This window comes from Bradyrhizobium sp. MI1.7 (assembly GCF_055811795.1).
Genome location: NZ_JBVVPO010000018.1, coordinates 51148 through 69493, shown reverse-complemented (window position 1 = coordinate 69493; position 18346 = coordinate 51148). Strand labels below are relative to the sequence as shown.

20 protein-coding genes are annotated in these 18346 nt (G+C 59.5%); 11 read left to right on the top strand and 9 right to left on the bottom strand.

Annotated elements, in window-relative coordinates; translation table 11 throughout:
• Positions 1-11 precede the first annotated feature (11 nt).
• The 5 genes from AC0L3X_RS18650 (at position 12) to AC0L3X_RS18630 (ending at position 2807) form a co-directional block, all read left to right on the top strand.
• Positions 12-380, top strand: coding sequence for a DUF2939 domain-containing protein (locus tag AC0L3X_RS18650; protein WP_473316635.1), 369 nt, complete (start codon positions 12-14; stop codon positions 378-380).
• A gap of 353 nt (positions 381-733) precedes the next feature.
• Entirely contained in the window at positions 734-1006 is a 273-nt protein-coding gene (locus AC0L3X_RS18645) for a hypothetical protein (RefSeq protein WP_473316634.1), read from the top strand.
• Positions 1007-1145: 139 nt separating this feature from the next.
• Positions 1146-1322 carry a hypothetical protein gene (locus AC0L3X_RS18640; protein WP_473316633.1) on the top strand — a complete coding sequence of 59 codons (177 nt, stop codon included), beginning with the start codon at positions 1146-1148 and terminating at the stop codon, positions 1320-1322.
• Positions 1323-1332: 10 nt separating this feature from the next.
• Positions 1333-1629 (top strand): hypothetical protein, encoded by a 297-nt coding sequence (locus AC0L3X_RS18635; protein ID WP_473316632.1) that lies wholly within the window; start codon positions 1333-1335, stop codon positions 1627-1629.
• Positions 1630-2624: 995 nt separating this feature from the next.
• Entirely contained in the window at positions 2625-2807 is a 183-nt protein-coding gene (locus tag AC0L3X_RS18630; RefSeq protein ID WP_473316631.1) for a hypothetical protein, read from the top strand.
• 54 nt (positions 2808-2861) lie between these two features.
• Here AC0L3X_RS18630 and AC0L3X_RS18625 read toward each other — a convergent pair whose 3' ends face one another.
• From AC0L3X_RS18625 to AC0L3X_RS18615, 3 genes are all read right to left on the bottom strand, one after another.
• Positions 2862-3041, bottom strand: coding sequence for a hypothetical protein (locus AC0L3X_RS18625; protein ID WP_473316630.1), 180 nt, complete (start codon positions 3039-3041; stop codon positions 2862-2864).
• 397 nt (positions 3042-3438) lie between these two features.
• Entirely contained in the window at positions 3439-3612 is a 174-nt protein-coding gene (locus AC0L3X_RS18620) for a hypothetical protein (protein WP_473316629.1), read from the bottom strand.
• Positions 3613-4315: 703 nt separating this feature from the next.
• On the bottom strand, positions 4316-5722 hold the full coding sequence (locus tag AC0L3X_RS18615; protein WP_473316628.1) for a DUF6056 family protein: 1407 nt from the start codon (positions 5720-5722) through the stop codon (positions 4316-4318).
• 347 nt (positions 5723-6069) lie between these two features.
• On the opposite strand from AC0L3X_RS18615, the gene AC0L3X_RS18610 reads away from it, so the two are divergent.
• The 3 genes from AC0L3X_RS18610 to AC0L3X_RS18600 all read left to right on the top strand — a co-directional run bounded on the left by AC0L3X_RS18610 (position 6070) and on the right by AC0L3X_RS18600 (position 9187).
• Positions 6070-6402 (top strand): hypothetical protein, encoded by a 333-nt coding sequence (locus AC0L3X_RS18610; protein WP_473316627.1) that lies wholly within the window; start codon positions 6070-6072, stop codon positions 6400-6402.
• A 919-nt stretch (positions 6403-7321) separates the two neighbouring features.
• On the top strand, positions 7322-7876 hold the full coding sequence (locus AC0L3X_RS18605; RefSeq protein ID WP_473316626.1) for a hypothetical protein: 555 nt from the start codon (positions 7322-7324) through the stop codon (positions 7874-7876).
• Between the two features lie 552 nt (positions 7877-8428).
• Complete coding sequence (locus tag AC0L3X_RS18600; RefSeq protein ID WP_473316625.1) at positions 8429-9187, top strand: Crp/Fnr family transcriptional regulator; 759 nt, start codon at positions 8429-8431, stop codon at positions 9185-9187.
• A 931-nt stretch (positions 9188-10118) separates the two neighbouring features.
• Here AC0L3X_RS18600 and AC0L3X_RS18595 read toward each other — a convergent pair.
• Entirely contained in the window at positions 10119-10325 is a 207-nt protein-coding gene (locus AC0L3X_RS18595; protein WP_464160365.1) for a cold-shock protein, read from the bottom strand.
• 400 nt (positions 10326-10725) lie between these two features.
• Between AC0L3X_RS18595 and AC0L3X_RS18590 the strand changes: the two genes are divergently transcribed.
• Both AC0L3X_RS18590 and AC0L3X_RS18585 read left to right on the top strand, forming a co-directional pair.
• Positions 10726-10932 carry a hypothetical protein gene (locus AC0L3X_RS18590; protein ID WP_473316624.1) on the top strand — a complete coding sequence of 69 codons (207 nt, stop codon included), beginning with the start codon at positions 10726-10728 and terminating at the stop codon, positions 10930-10932.
• A 103-nt stretch (positions 10933-11035) separates the two neighbouring features.
• Positions 11036-11248 carry a hypothetical protein gene (locus AC0L3X_RS18585; RefSeq protein ID WP_473316623.1) on the top strand — a complete coding sequence of 71 codons (213 nt, stop codon included), beginning with the start codon at positions 11036-11038 and terminating at the stop codon, positions 11246-11248.
• A gap of 572 nt (positions 11249-11820) precedes the next feature.
• On the opposite strand, the gene AC0L3X_RS18580 is transcribed toward AC0L3X_RS18585, so the two are convergent.
• Positions 11821-12105: an integrase core domain-containing protein gene (locus AC0L3X_RS18580; RefSeq protein WP_473316687.1), complete on the bottom strand. Its 285-nt coding sequence runs from the start codon at positions 12103-12105 to the stop codon at positions 11821-11823.
• 75 nt (positions 12106-12180) lie between these two features.
• Positions 12181-12837, bottom strand: coding sequence for a hypothetical protein (locus AC0L3X_RS18575; protein WP_473316622.1), 657 nt, complete (start codon positions 12835-12837; stop codon positions 12181-12183).
• Positions 12838-13433: 596 nt separating this feature from the next.
• Here AC0L3X_RS18575 and AC0L3X_RS18570 point away from each other — a divergent pair.
• Positions 13434-14297 carry an AraC family transcriptional regulator gene (locus AC0L3X_RS18570; protein WP_473316621.1) on the top strand — a complete coding sequence of 288 codons (864 nt, stop codon included), beginning with the start codon at positions 13434-13436 and terminating at the stop codon, positions 14295-14297.
• Between the two features lie 49 nt (positions 14298-14346).
• Here the strand turns inward: AC0L3X_RS18570 and AC0L3X_RS18565 are convergent, their stop codons facing one another.
• The 3 genes from AC0L3X_RS18565 to AC0L3X_RS18555 all read right to left on the bottom strand — a co-directional run bounded on the left by AC0L3X_RS18565 (position 14347) and on the right by AC0L3X_RS18555 (position 18332).
• Positions 14347-15579, bottom strand: a complete 1233-nt coding sequence (locus tag AC0L3X_RS18565) for an ABC transporter substrate-binding protein (RefSeq protein ID WP_473316620.1) — start codon at positions 15577-15579, stop codon at positions 14347-14349.
• Between the two features lie 100 nt (positions 15580-15679).
• Positions 15680-17551 (bottom strand): AMP-dependent synthetase/ligase, encoded by a 1872-nt coding sequence (locus AC0L3X_RS18560; protein ID WP_473316619.1) that lies wholly within the window; start codon positions 17549-17551, stop codon positions 15680-15682.
• A gap of 1 nt (position 17552) precedes the next feature.
• Positions 17553-18332, bottom strand: coding sequence for an enoyl-CoA hydratase/isomerase family protein (locus AC0L3X_RS18555; protein ID WP_473316618.1), 780 nt, complete (start codon positions 18330-18332; stop codon positions 17553-17555).
• Positions 18333-18346: the final 14 nt, after the last annotated feature.

Below are 18346 nucleotides of genomic sequence, written 5' to 3'. Positions count from 1 at the left end.
TACTCTGGGGCGTGAACGAGAGCGCGCCGCATGAGCGACAGAGCCGGCTTCTGAGGCTCAGACGTGTCGCGACCGTCCTGGTGCGCCTGGTAGTCTATATCGAGTCAGCTTTCGTTTCTGTGCCAGGCCTCGTTTCGGCCGTTCGGAACGGTGACGCTGCTCAAATCATGGCTCGGACCGACCTGCCCCGGCTCCGCCATTCGCTCGTCGATCAGCTAATGAATGCGTATCTCGAGCGGCTCGGGCAGAAGCGCCCGCTACGACCAATCGAAAAAATGGCGATCAACACGCTCGGCACAACAATCGCGGATGACCTTGCGACCAACCGACGGGCACGCCTGCGACTTCGGTTGCTTTTCCACACCCACGACAGGCAGTAGCTCGCGCTCGTTCCGCGCCGCTAGGAATCGATAGTTTGACGGCGGCTCGCACTGGGCTTTGATCGCGGCATGCCTCGCCCTATCCGACGCCACACACCTACCGAAGCCGACGGCAGGCCCGTCAAGATCCCGCTCGGTCAGATGCGCGCAATGGGCGTTCGCGGCATCCTGGTCTACTGCGCGGACTATCGGTGCGGCCACAACGTTGCTTTGAGCGCAGATCGATGGTCTGACGACGTGCGGCTGTCGGATCTTGAGTCGCGATTCATCTGCCAGGCTTGCGGTAGAAGAGGCGCCGATGTCCGACCGCACTTCGATTGGAATACGCCGCCAGTGCAAGCTATGGCTTATCGATGAAACTCGCCACCGAACGTCCCTTCGCCAACCCAGAAGTCGCGGCCCGCAAGCTGATCGAACTCGCGAAGACTATTGAATCCGTCCAGGACGGCCGCATCCACATTGAGAAGGTCAACGCGCCCTTCCTTTACACGCTCAAAGCCAGCGGCTCGGAATCTGGGGCCGGCATCAAGCATGCAGTTGAGAAGGGCTGGCTCGAGCTGCACGAGAGCGGGACGTATGTCCGGTTGATCGGTACCAGCGCAAAAGCGGCCCCAGCAAAAGACTAAGTTGCCGGGGCCGTTTGGAGGTTACCTTGGCGGTAATGGGGTCGCCAGGTGGTCATGAGCATAGGAAAAACCGGCAATCAGTTCTGTCCGCTTGTGCACAAAGCGGTATAGTTCCAGATCGGGAACGGAACCGATTGCAATGAAAGACATGCAGGCTCAGTTGGAAAAGCTCCGCACAGATGCGGCCGAGTGCGCCTTGATTCGCGATCTGGCAACTGATCCCAAGAAGCGAGAACTGTTCACAAGGCTGGCAGAGCATCTGACAATTCTGGCCGACGAGGTTGAACACGCCATTGCTCCGCGGGACCTGAGTTGAAGCGGAAGGAATGACCGAACGAGGAGGGCGTCGGCCTTTCGAGGATCCGATCAGGATTGGCGATCGCGCTCTGGTGACACTACTCGACGCCGGCGAGTACATCGCCACGCTGCCGAAGAAAGAGCACGCCGCGCCGGAATGGCAAGCGGCAATGCAGGCGCTGATCCTGGTCGCTGAAGATGGAGCCCCCACGATGTTCGCGCGCATCGGGGTCATGCGGGCATTGAACCGCCACCACGTCCCGGAGTTTAACGCCAAGGGAAAGGAGCACCACTGGGGCCGGCGCAAGCTCAAGAGGGATCAATGACCGTCTGGATCTACGACCAAGGCAAAGAGCTCATGGTGTTCGCGACTGAGGAAGCCGCCAAGGTGTGGCTCGATGAAAACGATCCGGAGGGCGTAGCCTTCGAGTAGGATGTGGTGGGCCTGCCCGCCTGAAGCGTGATCTGCGAGGCGGGGTACAATGGGAAAAGCCGCAGCGTGGTTCCAGCCCCACTGCGGCATTCCCGGAATAACGAAAAAAGTTGGTGCTCAAAAAATCGCGCCGGTGTTCCTTCAGTAGAACACCCCGTTCCGAAAATGGAGTCCGGACAACTACCGGACTCCGGTTTTCTACGCATTGTCGCTTGGAGGGCCGACATGGCACGGCATGGCAGTTCCAGCCCCAATGCTCCCGGCTGCCGATCCAATTGCGGATTTGAGCGCCGGGAGTGCTAGGCCCGCCAGCGTGAATCGGCGAGCTACCCGTCTCAGCCCGGCGCGACGAGCGATAATCCTGAGAGATGCCTACCAGGGCAGATACAGCGCGATGAATGCCGCCAAGCCCGCGAAAATCACCGCTTAGGCTATTGGGTTGATGAAAGCTCGCTTGATCATTTGGCTCACTCGCCCAAGTTCGCCCGAAACCAAATCTGCCGGCGTGCAGGAAGATGAGCCTCAAGGCTGTCCGCCGCCCGCCGACAATCCTCCGCGACCTTCAAAAGCCCGATCCGCGTTAGATCCATTGGCTCCGCCTCGGCTGCGGCAGAGCATATTTTTTCTAGGCGCCGGAACTCTCGAAGGTCTCTCTTCATTCGGCCTTGCAAGCTCATACGGATGATCTCAGCTCTAGATTTGCGCATCAACGCTAACCGAGCGAGGAGCTGGTAATGAACCGAGGCCGCCAACTGGAGCGGCTCAGATTGCGAGAATAATCATTGCAATTAGAACGATGTTGAATGCACCCACCACAAGCACGGCCGCATCAAAGATACGGGTTAAGCCGATCATGGTGTTCCCCATCCACGCCTGACCGGTAAGAGCATGCTCCTGTTCGCATCAGAGGTCTATGCAGGTTGTGCCAGCTTCTTGCTCGGAGAGGCGTTTGCGATCGCCTGCGACAATATCTGCAAGTTCAAGGCAACGGGCCCGCCGGAGTTCGGCGCCGGCATCAAGAACGCGGCCGATCCGGCTGATTATCGAAGCACGAGAGCGGCACCTACGTGAAGCTGACGCCACCCGGTGAAGATCTGGTGACTCGCAAGGCCAACTGAGGCCGCCTTACTCCGCCTCCGGCCGGATAGCTATGGCCTTCTCGATTTCGTCGGCGAGCTGTCTGAAATGGGCGGCGAGCCGCTGATAAAGCTCGCGCTTCTGCAGGTCGGTCGCGCTTTTGGCGATCTGCTCTGCATAGTTGGCTTCGGCGCGCATTTTCTCCGCGCTGGCCTTCATGTCTTCCATGACACTACTTCGGTGGCTGCAAGCCCGGTGATTTCAGCCATTCGTCAATATGGGTGGTGATATCGACTGCGCGGGCCTTCCTCAAAAGATCCTCACGTTCCGCGCCCGGGAGCAACTGCTCTGCCGTTGCCCGTGCTTGCCTAGCTTCCTCGATGAGCCGTTCGCCTAGTGCTCTATCCTGTTTGAACCGGTGGCGTTTCATTTGAACATCCTCCCGCACACCAACTCTTTCGGGATTTCATCTGTTCAATCTGGGAGCATTACATCAGATGCTCCTCTAGCAGAACACCTCGTTCGAGACATGTTCTATGGGACCAAATTCCTTGAGCTGAAAGGGGCGGCCGAAACCTGAATTAGAACGCTCTACTAAAAAATAGACCGCTAATTGGCGGTGGCCTTACCTCTGTTCGTTCCTCGCGAGCGACGCCAGTCTATCCAGTTGGCCGGCCAACCCCACAAAAGTTCGGGCGATGTTTTTCAGGACGGCGGCGCGATCCTTGGAAATGCCGCTCGCGCCAGAAATCATCTTGTAGTGGTTGGCATGTTCTCGGCACTCAGCAATGTTGATCACTTGCTCAGCCTTCTGGTTGCCCGCGCGGGATGTGGGAGCGCATTTCCCCGCTGGCTTCCCTTCTACCATGTTAGGCCCCTTAAATCAGGTTCGGACACTGGGTTAGATGCGGACAGCGCCGGCTTGAGTTTTGAAAAGGAACCACAACTGCGGGCGTGTATCTGAACACCGCCAAATAGGTCGGCGACGTCGATCACATCAAGGTCTTTGCCACGACTGGCGTCCGTTCAGGCCTGGTTCGAGCAGCACGATCCTGAGGGCGTCGCCTTCGAATACGATGTGATCGAGTGATGTGGGGCGGATAACCAGCGCCACATCGTTGGTGGGGCCAGGGCCTTGCGACCCGCCGCTTTCAACGCGTCGGTTGTGAGCTGTCCATGTGCCGCGGCATCGAGGAGCTTCGAAGCAACGTACGCTCTTGCGCCCGTCTCGCTTACGGGAATACTTTCGCACACTTCATCGAGCACTGCCCTGAGGAGCGCAGTCATTTCAGCATCAAACACGCCGAGCTCCCGAAATTGAGAGGATGCTGAACGCTGCACCAGCGGAATATATTCACTTGGCAGCGTTCGCCACGTCTTCCGGACTGGGCTCTGAAATCCCAGCGCCTGCCAAAGTGGCACCTGTCTGACAAAGTAATGTGACAGCCTCCCCGGCTACGATCTGCAAGCATCACTTCGCGCGCACCTACCTCGCGACGGCCTCATTGCCGCGTCTCGACGCGCAGATCAGCCTTTCCGTAATAGCGCGCAAGGCAGCCTTTGTTAACGTCGGCGTCGACACCCATCAGCAGCGACGGGGTAAACCTGTGCCGCGCAACGGCTGGCACCGCGTCCACACTCTCGCGCAGCGCGCGGTCGCGTTCGATCGCCTCACTCCGAAAGTCTGCAAATGCCCCAGCCTCAGCGCGCAGCAGTCGGCCGCTCGGACTGATGCCGAGGCTTGCGCCGACGAGCCCAGCCAGCAACAGCTGGGCAATTGGCGACGAGAGGGAGAAGTCAGGAAGCCATGCGCGAACCAGCATTGCGCCGGCGAGCGCTACCCCAAACAGCAACACGATGAGCGCCTGATTTTGTGCGCGCTCAACCAAGCGGATGCTGGTCGAATATACATGAGCGAAGAATTCGACATAGCAACACGTCAGGCACAGCACGACGATGCCGACCGCGAGCAGCGTCGTCCGGCGCCGGTCTTGCGCCAGCATTGGCGCGCAGGTCAGGGCAACGGCGACGGCCACGGTGACGCACGCGATCACCGACGGCTCCGCAATGAATTTGCCGAGACGGGAGATTCCATAGACGAGCCCATCGCTTAGCGAGTGCCAGAGCTGGCCGGAATTCGGGAAGGCGCTGCGCCGGGCGGCATTGCCGGGCGCGACGGCGATCACGGCAAAGCCAGCCAGGACGGATGCAGCGATAGCCGCATGCGCGACCAGCTGGCGCGGCGCCCTAGTGAGCTGACGCGCAACGACGGAAAACGCCAGGATCAGCCAGAGCCAGACCGCGGTGAATTCATTGCACATGGCAGCGGCGAGCCCCGCGAGCGCCAGGCCCGTGACCTGTAGCGGCGAAAGACGTTCCAGCCGCGTCAGCAGTGCCAGGAACATTATCGCGACGACGGCAGGAGGAACGTAGCAGGCGACGCCCGGCAGCCAATACAGCAGCTCATGCGGACTCGGCGCCACAGAGATGACGCTCGCGGCGAAGGTTGCGGTCATCAGAAACAGCCGCGCGCCGCGAACGCGCCACGCCCATGCAATTGCAACCGCGCTGCCAGCGATGAATGCCGCGACGAGGATCGCGAGGACCAGTGGATATGCTGAGAGAATGCTGATCGAGAGGCCGGAGGCCAGCGCCTGCGGCAACTGTATCAGGGCCAGCGACGTGACGCGGCCGGTCAGCTCCGCGTAGAACTGAGCGAGTGTCGACTGGAAGCCGGCTGCCGCATAACCATAGGCGAAGCAGTAATCGTCATGCTCTGGCGCTGCCAGTGGGATCAGCGCCAGGAAAGCGGACACGAACGCGGCCGGCACAAGTCCGGCCAGAAGCCAACCAAAGTCCCGCTGCCCCGTCACTTCGGGTTGTTGCGCCGCAGCAATCTGCAACGTCATGGATCCGGGCCCCGCCCTTCGTTTTCCTGCACCGCAGCCCTACGGGGGTGAACCACCGAGACAGAAAAACCCCGCCGACCTTGCGAGCCAGCGGGAAGTTTGGACTGTAGATTACGACCGGCGTCGCCAATCGCGGCTAGGTTGTACCAGCAAGAGCGCTCATTCTGCAACGACGGCTCACTTCTTCATGCATAAGCCCACCGTCGGCGAGGTCCCACATTTTGGGCCGTCTTTGGCGCCCCCTCTCGGGCAGAACACGGACACGAGCGTTTCGCTGCTGTCGCAATTGATCGCGCCATCAGCCTGCACTCGTTTCGGCCGTTCGGAACGGTGACGCTGCCCAAATCATGGCTCGGACTGACCTGCCCCGGGTCCGCCATTCCCTCGTTGATCAGCTAATGAATGCGTATCTCGAGCGGCTCGGGGCAGAAGCGCCCGCTACGACCAATCGAAAAAAATGGCGATCAACACGCTCGGCACAACAATCGCGGATGACCTTGCGACCAACCGACGGGCACGCCTGCGACTTCGGCTGCTTTTCCACACCCACGACGGGCAGTAGCTCGCGCGCATTCGGAGCTCCTACGATTGGGACTTGCGTACATCGCCCTATGAGGCGCGACATTCCCCGGGGAGGCGCGTCATCAAGCAAAAAAGCTCTGATTCCAGTCACGAACTAGCGACCGCACGCGCCAGCGACGACACGAAGATTTTGAACCTTTCTCGGAGCCAAGGCACTACCCTGATGACCTTGAGAGTACGGTTCTATGAGTGCTGTCGATATCGTCGGCTGGGCTTTATTGGCAGCGGTGCTGGTGGCTACGCTGAGCACAAAGAAAAGGCCGTTGGGTTGAGCGCCTGCATTGCTTAAGGCGTTACCAGGGAAGTTTAGCGATCTCGTAGGCAACAAACGCCAGAAGCGCAATCCAAGCGAGCGACACGCACCTAGATCTGAGAGATACGTTGACCATACCATCCCCAAAAAAGGCAATGACGCTCCCCTGCGGGATCGATGCTATTCCGTTCGCCCGCAGGTTGATGTAGCCAAGCCGCAACACTCAGCTCAGATCTCTAGCAAAAATTCCTTATTATTACTGGCGCTTACCGGGAACTAAATGCACGCTAGCGTGCACGGAAGTGGAAGAATAAATCCACCAAGCCAGGGAAAGGGCGGGGATGGTGGGCCGCCAACGAGAGCCGGAGCTTCACTTCCCCACACCCCCGACAGGCATTAGCTCGCGCAAGATCCGCGCCTCCAGTGTGAGCCGATTTTCTCGCCCGACTCGTGCATGGTAAATCGGGCACCTTCAGGGGGACGACGAGCCACGGCTTAAGTTTCTCGATGGCTTGCGCGGATGGGCAGCTATTTTTGTGCTGCTCTATCACGTCTTTTGCTAAGCAAACCCGTTTGACGACAGGGCCGCGGCGTTGCTTCAGTTGTTCCTGCCCTTCAGCGGGATCATGGCAATCTTCATAGATTTTCGCTCTCGATCGATTATCTCGATCGAGGCGATCTTAAGTCGTGGATAAGAATTGTAGCCGGCCGCTACTTCCGCCTGGCGATCCCGATCTTCCTGGCCTGCTTTGGTCCATCTCGCAATGATTGCGGGAGCAATATCACCAAGTGAGATCAGGCACCCGAAATTCCAGCAGGGCTTGGCTTTTGCTCCGACCTGGCAGCACCTGTTCTACTTTTCCTGGTACGTTGTCTTCTTCGACTATCGCGACACTTATATCGGTCCTCTCTGGACAATGCGGTACGAGCTATTCGGCTCGTTCATTGCGCTGGCGGGTGTTATCGCCTTGCGGCGTGCCCCCGCACGGATCTTTTGGTTCAGCGCGATCGCCGTCATCTTAAGCTTGGTGTTGGACGACTATTGGCGGATGTTGGCGCTTTTTCCCGCCGGCTGCGTCCTTGCGGACCTTCATCTCAGGGGCTGGCTCAATACCATTCCTCGTCCCGTAGTAGGGCTTTTGATCTTGGCCGGATTCCTGAGCGTTCCCTTACGCCCCTGGATCGGATGGGAGCTCGGCGTTCTGGCATTGGTCGTGGGATGCGTTTGCCTTGACTCCGCGCGCACCTTGCTAGGATCGAAGACATCGAGACTTCTCGGTGAGATCTGCTACCGCTCTACCTCATCCATGGCCCTGTAATCTGGCTCGTGGGGGAGCCCCTGCTGAGGCGTGCGAACGGCAGCATCATGGCTTGTCTGGTCATCGACATCGCAGTTGTGATCCTCTCGCTGCTTGCCGCTGTCCTGTTCCTTCCGGCAAACAACCTGGCAATCGCTGCAGCCAGATGGATCGGTGCACGCGCGGCAAGCTTCGTCGAGCCGCGGGCGCCCGCTAGAATCACCAGCAGCGATGGAACCGTTTTTGCCCCGACGCGGACTGGCCCGCCAGCGTGAACCGGCGCCCACCCGTAAATTCCCAAGGTCAAAAGAAAAACCCGCCGACCTTGTTAGCCGGCGGGGAGTTTATTTGGACTGTAGATTGCGACCAGGGATACCGGCCGCGGCTCGGAGCCTATTCGCCTCGCGGTCGCGTGCATTCGGAGTTTTATTTTTGACATTGAGAGCTTCCGCAGCTGAATTGGATTTCGGAGCGCGAAGCGTAGGCGGATTCAAACAAAGTTCGAGTTTGCCGCTCCATGCCGCTCCATGCCGCTCGAAATGCGATGCGGCGAATGGTTCGCGGCGGGCTACGGTGACGCTTCTCAGTGGAATTGGTAACCGACTTCTGGCAGCTCTACCGGCGGCGGACCTCGATCTGCTGACACCCGAGTTAGAGATGATCGGGCTCGATCGGGACGCGGTCGTCTCGCGGGCGGGTGACCAGACCGAGCACGTCCTCTTCCCTCATAGCGGCGCCATTTCGGTGATGATCGACATGGCGAACGGGCAGACGGTCGCCAGCGCTGCAATAGGGCGCGAGGGAGCAGTAGGCACTCTTTCCGTGCTGGGTCCGTCCCCTGCGGCCGTTACCGCCATCGTTCGTGCCGCGGGTACCGCCTCGCGGATCCCCGCATCGCGATTCCACGCCGCTTTCAGCCGGAGCCCCGCGATCCGCCACGCAGTCCAGATTCACTTCAAGGCGATGCTGATACAGCTTCAAATCGGCGGGGCCTGCAATGCGCTGCATCCGGTCCAAGCCCGCATGGCACGCTGGCTGCTCCATCTTCGCGACCGCGTCGACCACGACGTCCTCCCGCTCACCCAAGAGGCGCTTTCGCAAATACTGGGTGTGCGACGAACGACGGTGACGCTCCTGATGCGCAATCTTCGCGCTTCCGGAGCGATCAGATCTGAACGGCGAGGCGAAATCGAGATCGACCCATCGCGGCTCGCAGCGGTGGCGTGCGAATGCCGCGACACCATGCGTCTCGAAGTCGAAGAGATCTTCTCAATGAATGCAACCCGATCTCGCGTTTTGGTAGTAAATGCAACGGGCGATGCTAGCCGCTAGGGCCTGGCCCGGTGAAGCCGGCGAAGACGGGACTGAAATTGTCCCCGCTTCGTCGGATAGCGGTTCGGGGCCGATCAGGCCGCGGCCCAATGTCTTGACCCGCAAGGGACTCTCGCTCATGAGCTTTGCCTCAGGTACCGCCCACGATCGTGTGACAGCGTCAAGCAGAGCCCGCATGTTTCGCTGGCAGCAGTTGTGAACGTGCGGCGCGGAGCGGCGAGCAAAGGAGCGTCAGGAGAGCTAATCATTTCCAGACTGTTTGGGAAAGGTCCGCACCGCTACACGGAGACAAGCGCGTACGAATTGCGTGAGCGAGCATCCCCATGTCAGAAAGCGAACCGACTGCCCCGCGGACTCCTCTCTAATTAGTCCGTTGCTGAGAACCTGAACCTTATTGGCGATTAGCCCGGCGCAAATGCCGGGCTTATTCTCCGAGCCATCTCTGGGGCCCAGCTCGAAGGAACGACCACGTGCGCCGTCTCCTTCGGGTATTCTCTCAGCGCAATGCCTGACCAGTTCGCAATGTTTGATATCGGCTGGGAACGGCGAGGCCCGTCACACCGCATCGACGGTGGGTCTGGCCCTGACGCCTTTCTACCCGATCGCCAGGTGCAACCACGATACCGACATTCGGTTGAAGTTACGATCTGACCGTGGGAGCCGGAGAACGGTAGACGCCCGACGGCCGCCCGAGGAATTCGCGGGATGACGCTCCCAAAGGGAACACGAAAGATCGACGGATATTTGATTTGCGACTGGCTTCCGGCCGAGCTGGCGGAGCGGCCCCGGTCAATCCCTGCAAGCCCCCTGAAGTCGGGACCGTCTCTCCGTCCGCGCGCCAAAGGGGGAAGGCCGCAGGATGGTTCCAACCCCAACTGCGGCGCCGCGCCCTCCAGTGTGAGCCGGCAAGCCTTTTGTAGGTCGAGGCGCGTCAAACGCGCAGATTTTCTGCGCTGCTCTTGCCGCGCTTCCGATCAACTTGGACCTCGTAAGAGACCTTCTGCCCCTCAGCCAAACCCGATAGGCCAGCGCGCTCCACCGCACTGATATGTACGAAAACATCCTGGCCGCCGTCATCCGGCTGGATGAAGCCGAATCCCTTGGTCGCGTTAAACCACTTCACAATGCCTGTCGCCACGTCCGCCTCCCGATTGAACAATGACAGCAGCCTAGGTCAAGCGCGTTGGGCTAACAAGCAAAACCCCCAGCGCGCGAACGGCTGGGGGCGTTTCGAAGCAATTTTTGATCTAAGCGATGAGTGAGCGATAGCAGGCGGAGGATCATGGGGCTTGTGAAGTAGTTCACAGATCGGAACAGCAAAGCGCATTACCGTGAGCGAAAGCGCGGGGCGTCTCCTTTCGGGGGGCTTTTTTCTGTCATCTAAGTCCGTCAGATATTAGATGGCCGGGGCCGCCAGGTATGCCGGCTTCGCTGAGCGAAGATACTCCGCTCCAACGACGTCTTGGAATGTTGCCTCGGGGCGCCTCACCCCCGTAAACAAAAGTGGAATGGTTGGTATCCGCCACAGGAAGACGACGATGATTGACGACCATTTGGCGCGTGCACATCGCAACAATATTCAACGTTATCGCCTCTTACTGCAAACCACTCTGACAGAATTCGAGCGCCAGTTTGTCGAAAGGCGCTTGAGCGAAGAACAATCGAAGCTGGAGATGCTCGTCCGGTCGTTCTCCAGCGAAGTGCACCGCGACCAATCAACTGGCCCCGATAACCGCCTTGGCTAGGCCACTGGAAGCGGTCCCACGGATCCAGGACATAGGCCTGCCAGCGAGCTCCGCCGTCGCATCAATTTGCGCGCCGATTTCATTTTTTGAGAGGAAAGCATTCATGGCAAAGGAAAATTGCTTGATCGTTCATGCTGCCGGAAGGCAGCTAGATTTGCTGCGCGGAGAGGCTTCCCGCATTGCAAAAGAAAATACTGTCGACTGGTGGAGCGATCGCGTGGAGATCGGCACCCGCTTTTGCTTTGCAGATGCGAAGTCGAAAGAAGCTTTTGCGATCACCTGCGACAACTTCGGCATATCCTGCCGAGACGGTTAGCGGAAAAGAAGACCCTCCGACCTTGCGGGCCGGCGGCCAGTTTTGACTGCGGTCGTATTTGGCGATCTGCGGGCGTCGATCGCTGATGCTCCCTTCGCAGGGTCTGCCCGCCAGGGTAGGCCGTGCCCGACGGTAGATTGAGACCAAGCGCAATCTCGCAGGTGTCATCCTCAAACTGTGCCAGCACAAGCAGGTCGATGAGTAAGCGTCATGATCATCCCGTAAACACGTCCTTCCGGGCTGGGTACCAATGTCGCGCGCGTACCGAGCCTGAGTGCAAGACGCTCCACATAGGCGTGCCTGACATTGGATGGTCGAAACCCCTTCGTCTCTAGGGCCTCGGAATCCATAAACAGGCCATAGAAAACGGCATTCACTCGGTCTGCCATGCTGATCTAGCGCCTCTCAGTCCAAAGAAAAGCCCGTCCGGCTTCTCTAGCCGACGGGTTCTTAATGCCCATCCGCCCGCGGTACTCGTCACCGATCCGCGGTGGTTCGATGTACCGACACCTGTTGATGGCAGGCTACCTCGTCAGCCAAGCGGGGCGTGTGCCACCTGTCCTTATCGCAAATCAAATCCGGGCATATTGATGATGGAGACCGCCCAGGATCGGGAGGCAGACAATAGTCCCGGCCCGCTCGGCGCCGCGAGGGAGCGGGGCATCCTTGTTCAATGACAAATGAGTGCGCGTGGCGTTGTAGTAATCCATGTACGACAGCAGCACGTGACGTAGATTGCGCTCGCCGAACACCACAATATGATCAACACATTCCCTGCGGATTGAACCGATCAGCCGTTCCGCGTAGGCGTTTTGCCAGGGTGAGCGCGGAGACGTCGGACGATCTCGAAAGCCGATCGGCCGAACCCGGCGGACAACGATCTCGCCATAAGCTCGATCGCGATCCCGGATCAGATAACGAGGAGTTTGCTCTCAGCCGCGGGCCTCAGTGAGCTGATTGGCGATCCATTCGGCCGTTGAATACGCGGTGACTCCAAGCCATAGGATCTGCCGCCGGCCATGGCCCATGATCAGCAATCCATAGAGCAGCCGGAACAAGATTGTCGGCACCACAAAAAGGTCCATCGCGACAATGCCATCCGCATGGTTACGAAGGAACGTCTTCCATCCCTGCGAGGGAGGGCCCCTTCTCCGTGCCATATGCTTGGCCACGCTGGTCTGGCCGACATTGATGCCGAGCTTGAGAAGTTCACCATGGATTCTCGGCGCTCCCCACAACGGGTTGGCAATGCTCACCTCGCGGATTAGCCGGCGAATTTCCAACGGCACAATTGGTCGACCGCAGCGGCGTCGCGATTTCCAGCACCAATACAAGCTGAAACCGGCGCGGTGCCAGCGGATGACCGTTTCCGGCTTCACAATCGTCAACGCCTTGATGGTGTTTGGGACCAAACGATACAGCCCGACAAAGATCAGGCGATCCATGGCACTGAAGGCCAGTCTCTTCGGCAGATACCGTCGCTGGATGTTAAGTTGATGACGAAGGACCAGGATCTCAGCTTCCAGCGAGACCCGCAAGCGGAACAACAACGCCAGCACCGACCAGACCAGGCTGAAAGCTTCCCTCATAAGGCAGAAGCATCATGCGATTCGATCTCACGTACCAGCCGGATCAGGTTCCCACTATTGCGGGGGCCCTGTTTTCCTATCGGCGTGCAGCGTAACTGGCCTAGCGGCCCTTTGATGGTCCGCCAAATACCGCTTTTTGTGCGCGTCTGACTAGGGCTTCGAAAGCGAGCGCACAACACCCAATTCTTATGCTTGATCGAGTGAGTTTTTCCTCAATTGCCGGTAGCATGACGATCGCCCTCCGAAGGGGAAGGCCATGCGTTCGAATCGGGTCGGTGCGGCCTCGGTTTTGCTTTGAAACCACTTCGCCGAGGCCCGCATCAGTGCTCGCTACCGGCCTTGCAATAACGCGCGAACTTGCTCGACAGAATCCACGTCCCGCAGGCAGGACGCCGAGCGGCGACCGCAACCCTCGCGGGCCAATCGCCTCGCCTCCGCGACGGGTGGCCTACATTCAGTCCTCTGCCGCGGCATCTTCTCCTTCGCCCTACTTTCCCGTGACGATCACCTGTCAAAGAGCTATCCTTTGAAGAAACCCTCCGTCGGCGTTAGCGCCGCTCAACAGATTGGAACTGCGATTTCGACGAGCGAATCCAATGCACAAGTCACCTGCTGTTGAAACGGACGACGGCTTGGCCCGAATGAGCTTGCCGGACATTCGGATCAATTACGATCCGATCGATCCAGACCAGTTCGACCGACCGATTATCTCCATGTCCATCGAGACAGGTCAGGGGAACGATGAACTGCCGCTTCATTCGCACAAGAAGGGGCAGTTGGTGGTGGCCTCTCATGGATCGGTCATGTGCCGCGCTCCGGGAGGACTATGGATCGTTCCGCCACAGGGTGCTGTATGGATACCCGCCGGAGTCCTGCACAGCAACTGCATGTCGGACGCCGGAAAGGTTTACGTCGTATTCATCGATCCGCAGGCGTGTGCGCTTTCAACCACATGCTGCACGTTCACGATATCGTCGCTGGTCCGCGAGTTGATCCATCGATTGTCGGTATTTCCACCCTTGTATCCGATGGAGGGCCCGACAAGCCGTCTCGGGCGCGTCCTGCTCGACGAATTGGTGCAGATGACGACCGAGCAGATATACCTGCCGATCTCCACCGATAGTCGACTTCAGCATCTTGCCGCATCGCTTCTCAATGATCCTGCCGATCGGAGCACGATCGATGAGTTGGCTGCTCGATACGCCATGAGCGAGCGCACATTCGCCCGCCTGGTATTGAAGGAAACCGGAATGACATTCGGACGCTGGCGACAGCGCCTTCACATCCTTGTCGCGCTGCAGCGCCTGTCGGCCGGATCTTCCGTCCAGACGGTCTCGCTCGATCTGGGCTATGAAACGCCCAGCGCCTTCATTACCATGTTCAAGAAGACGATGGGCAAGAGCCCCCGCCGCTTCCTCTCCGAGCGGTCCAGCTTCGTCGATCGCGAGACGCTGGAATAGGCCCTCCGCCCCGCATGCGGCTTATCTTCTTGAGCCGCAACTCAGGTCCTTACCTCGAGTTGAACGGCGCCAGCGGGTACTGAAGGGTTGCTTCGGCCACGGCTTGCGGCGCTACCACGCGAGGCCTTCCGTTCTGTCCCTGCAGCATCGTCACATCCCCCCCCATGTTCTGGCCGCTCGCATCGAACTTGATCCTGCCGCTAGACATCAGGATCGGCGTCATATCGGTCGCCTTGAGCGCGGCATGAATCGCCCCCGATTCGGAAGAGCCCGCGCGGCTGACGGCATCCGCAACGATCTGCACGGCTTCGAAACCAGCTCCTGAATTTGCGTCGATCCAGTCATTTGGATAGTCGGCTGCAAACCGCTTGAGGATCGCTGCGGCGTCCGGCGCCTTAGGGTTGTACCACAACGTCGACAGTACCGCGCCGTCACCGTATTTGCCCAATGCGTCGTAATATGCCTTGTCTTGCACGCCATTCGAATTCGGCGAGAAGATCAATTTGGGATTCCACCCTTGCTTGACGCATTCCCGGATGATCATGATGGCGTCGTTGACACGCGTCACCGATATCAGCGCGTCGGCGCCGGATGCTTTCGCCTTCGCCACCTCAACCGAGAGATCCCTGGCCTTCTCGTCGTATGGGATGTACTGCGCAATCTTCAGAGGGACATCGACCTCCTTCCAGGCCTGATCGATGCTGGCCGCGGTCGATTGCCCCATCGTGTTGTTGAGATGCATGATCGCCGCGCTCGTCGGCACATCCTTGAGCGGCGACAACAGCGACTTCAATTCGGCCAGGGACTTCCTGACGATCGTCAGCGACGTCGGGCAGTAGCGAAAGACCTGGGTGAATCCCTGTGAAGTCACCTGGGTCGCGGTCGCGATATGCACCACCATCGGGACCTTCGCGGCTTCCGCGGCCTGCAGCGCGGATATCGTTGCGCCGGAGTCCCAGGCCCCGATGAGCACCGTGCAGCCCTGCCGGATCAGGTTCTCGGCGGCAATTCGCCCGTTCTCCGGCCTGCTCTGCGTATCGGCATGGATGATTTCCATGTCTATTCCGAATTTCTCCTTAGCGAACTTCGCGCCGGCATCGATGCCGCGCACACAGGCCTGGCCAGGAAACGCCAGCACCCCGCTGCTCGGATTGATCGCTCCGACCCGTACCTTGCCGGGAGCGTTTGCCTTTGCCGTCCACGATACGAGCCCGACGGCGGCACCGACGCCACTGCCCAGCAATGCACGACGCGTCAGGCCACTTTCGTTGCGATTCTTCATGTGACATTCTCCTCAGTCGGCTGCATGAATATTGCGGCAATCAAATCAAAAAACTCGATCAGTGGCGGCGCGCATCTCGCAGCAGACGCGCCCGTTCAAATCACGTTTTCATCTCGGCCCTGACCAGTTCGTCTTCACTCTCGTCGTAAAGCGTATCGATCAACGACCGATATCTTTCGATAATCTGCCTCCGGCGCTTCTTCCTTGTCGGCGTCATCACGCCGTTCTCCGGCGACAGCTCTTCCGGCAGGATCCGGAAGGCCTTGATCTGTTCGGCTCTGGCCAATTTGCTGTTGGCCTTGCCGATCTCTCCCTCGATCATCCGGACGACGACTTCGGAATTCGCCAGATCCGCGTACTGCGCGATCTGAAGGTCACGCGATCGCGCCCACTCCATCGTCGCAACAGCGTCAACTTCGATCAACGCAGTGAGATACTTCTTTCCTTCCCCGATCACCGCGGCTTCGGAGATGAACGGACTTTGCCGGATTTCATTCTCGATCTGCGTCGGACTGATGGATTTCCCGTTGGACGTATTGATAATTTCTTTCTTCCGATCGACCAACTTGAAGAGGCCCGTCGGGCCGATATCCACGATGTCTCCGGTGTAAAGCCAGCCATCGCGCAGGGCCGACTTGGTTTCGTCCGGCCTGTTCCAGTACCCGACGAAAAGCCCCGGTCCGCGGACAATCATCTCTCCGTCCTCGAGAACCGCGGTCTCCCAGGCCGCATCATGCACGGGCACGCCAACCGTGCCAGCTTCCGGCCATTCCGCCATCTGGACCAGATTGGCTCCTACCAGTTCCGTCTGGCCGTAACATTCCTTCAACTGTAGCCCCCATAGCTGCCAGAGCGACATGAGTTCGGAAGGCATGGCAGCCGACGATGTATAGGTGACCGAGAGTTCCTCGAACCCGACTTCTGCAAGCAGAGGACGGAAGATCTGGTCCTGGCACACGGCGAACAGGGCCGATATCAGGGGATCCGGCGTGCCGCCGGCCTGACGGTCGTCGAGCGCCTTGCGGGCGATCGTCATCGCAAATTGATAGTCCTGCTTCTGCTTCGCGGATCCGGAATGGACCTTGCTGAGGATCTGCGTGGCAAACCGCTGATAGAAGCGGGGCGGCGCCGTGAAATATGTCGGCTTCACTTCCTTGATCGTCTGGGCGAACTCCATGCTGGTCTCGCCGAAATGCGGCACCATCCGCGCGAGCAAAGGCAAGGTCGTTGCCTGCGCGCGCGCAACCGTATGCGACATCGGCAGATGCACGACGACGCGGTGCGTGTCGGAACGCATCCGCGGGCTGAACGTCGTCACGCTGTGCGCACCGGCAAGCAGCGACATATGGGTCAGCATCGCGCCCTTCGGAAAGCCGGTGGTGCCTGAGGTGTATCCGATGCTGACCAGATCGCTCGCCTTCGCTTGCGCAGCCTGCTTACGAAGAAATCCATCGGCATCGACCGAGGTCGTGCCGCAAAAGTTCTTGAGAGAAACGATGTTCGCCGCCGCATCGCCCCCATTCCAATCCGGATCGAGCACGATGATCTTCCGCAACTGTTCGGCCTGGCCGGACGCCAGGACGATGCCGAGTTGAAGCTCACTGCCGACAAAGATGAAGGAGGCGCCGGAATCGCTCAGGTAATAGCCGACTTCTTCCGCCGACGAGGTGAAGTACACGCCGACCACGACGCCACCAGCGCAGATCGTCGCCATGTCGGCGAGAAGCCATTCCTGGGACACATCCCCCATTATGGCTGCACGATCACCGCGCTCGAACCCGGCCTGCTGCAGGGCGCCTGCCAGATTGGCCACCTGATCGGAATACTGCCTCCACGTCACGGCGATCCATTCGCCGCGACGCTTTTGCTTGTACGCGACCGCCTCGGCCCGCTCCGCCCGTCGCGCTTTCAGGAGTTGCGGAATGGTCACGTCGACGAGTTGGGCTCCGGACGCGATGGATTCGACGTCCATCTCACCGCTCCGCGAAGCGCTTCCGCTTCTCAGCGAAGGCGGCGACGGCTTCGCGGCGCTCAGGCAGCGCGAAGGTCAGCATCTCCAGCGCGCCCGAGGTGTCGAGTACCAGATGCGCGTACTGCTTGATGATCTTGTTGACGCTGTACTTTGTCCAGATGATCGACTCCCGCGGGCCGCTTGCAAGCATCTCGGCGTATTCGATCGCCGCGTCCTTGACGTCCATTCCCGAAATGACCTCATTGATCATGCCCATGGCGGAGGCCTTCTCGGCAGAGATGAACTCACCCGTCATCAGGTAGTGCTTCGCACGCACCGGCCCCATCAGCAGCGGCCAGATCACCGCGCCGCCGTCGCCCGCGACCACACCCGCCGTTACATGTGTATCCGCAAATCGCGCGGTCGGATTTGCGAAAATGACATCGCAAAACAGAGCAAGCGTCGCCCCGAGACCGACGGCAACACCGTTGACCGCCGCCACGATCGGCACCTCGACCTCGAGCATGTTGCGGACCAGATGGCGTCCGCTCCTCGTTGGCGACGGTAGCGGACCCTTGTCGAGCGATTTCTGATCGCCGCCCGAACAGAAGCCACGCCCCGCTCCAGTCAGCACGATCGCGCGAACGTCCTTATCGTGATCCAATTCGACGAAAACCTGCTCGAGCTCCTCGTGCATGTCCCAATTGATAGCGTTGAGGATCTCCGGCCGGTTCATCGTGACAACGGCAGCGCCGCTCGCGCGCTTCTCGACGATCAGATATTTGTAGCTGTGCTGTGACATTGGTCTATTTCCGT